The organism is Dankookia sp. GCM10030260 (assembly GCF_042666655.1).
Lineage (GTDB): Bacteria > Pseudomonadota > Alphaproteobacteria > Acetobacterales > Acetobacteraceae > Paracraurococcus.
The window spans coordinates 1-1,116 of record NZ_JBHTDE010000083.1; the positions used below are offsets into that span (position 1 = coordinate 1).

The 1,116-nt window shown below is 68.9% G+C and carries 2 protein-coding genes; one reads left to right on the forward strand and one right to left on the reverse strand.

What is annotated here, in order from left to right:
• The coding region (locus ACFQS7_RS30925; RefSeq protein WP_380070982.1) for a response regulator at positions 1-621 on the forward strand (621 nt) is incomplete at its 5' end.
• Positions 622-883: 262 nt separating this feature from the next.
• Here the strand turns inward: ACFQS7_RS30925 and ACFQS7_RS30930 are convergent.
• Positions 884-1,116: hypothetical protein (locus tag ACFQS7_RS30930; RefSeq protein ID WP_380070983.1), on the reverse strand; the 233-nt coding region annotated here is incomplete at its 5' end.

Below are 1,116 nucleotides of genomic sequence, written 5' to 3' on the forward strand. Positions count from 1 at the left end.
GTGCTGGCGCGTGCCTTTGAGCCGTTCTTCACCACGAAGGAGCCTGGTCGGGGCACCGGACTGGGGCTCGCCCAGGTCTACGGCTTCGCCCGCCAGCTTGGTGGCCACGTCGCGGTGGAGAGCCGTCTCGGCAGGGGCACGGCGGTGACCCTCTACCTACCCGTGACGGCCGAGTTGGAGGCCAAGCCCCGCAGCACTGAGGGGGACACGCGCGGTATTGTCGCCACGGTGTCGTCGGCCACGGTGCTGGTTGTGGAGGACGAGACCGCGGTGCGGGACACAACGGCGGAGATGCTCCGCGAGGGCGGCTGGCGTGTCATCGTGGCAGCAGATGCGCGTGAGGCGCTGTCGGCGCTTGAGGCGGGCGAGGCGGTGGACGTGCTGTTCTCGGACGTGGTGATGCCGGGCATGAACGGGGTCGAGCTGGTGCGGGCGGCGCGGCGACTGCGGCCAGGGCTGCCGGTACTTTTCACCTCGGGCTATGCCGGCGCGGCGCTCGACCACGAGCCGGCCTTTGAGGTCCTCCCAAAGCCCTACGAGCGGCATGAACTGCTCGCACGGCTCGGCGCCCTCGTGCCGGCGCACCCCGTCCACCCGGCACAGCGAGCGGATGCCGGATGATGGGAAGGGCGGGCGCCGCTGGTTCCGCCGCTAACCAGCTGGGCGGAGCCGTCGATTCATCGTGCACGGTAACTGCCATTACCATGCATGATCCGCAGAGCGCTCGACGCCGACGGATGCTCGAGATGGATGGCCGCTTTTACCAACCGCCTGACGAGGCGCCGCTGTGAACCAGAGCCGGAAACGCGAAAAGCCCCATGACCTCGGTCTGAGGTCATGGGGCTTTGGCATGCCCTCCAGTCGGGAGGACAGAGGATGGCGGCTACTCCGGCGTGTCGCCGGTGCGGGCCCGCTCCTGGCGGCGGTGCTCGAACACGGCGCCCTGGAAGGCGCGGAACTCGGGCATCCGCAGGAAGCGGACGAGGTAACCGCCATAGGTCAGCTCGGCATGGCACGCCCCGCAGATCAACCACCCATGCTCCGGCTTGTTCAGGCCGCGATGAAAGAAGTGGTCGAAGGCGGCGCTGGCCACCGGCCGGTTGGCCTCGGTGAGAA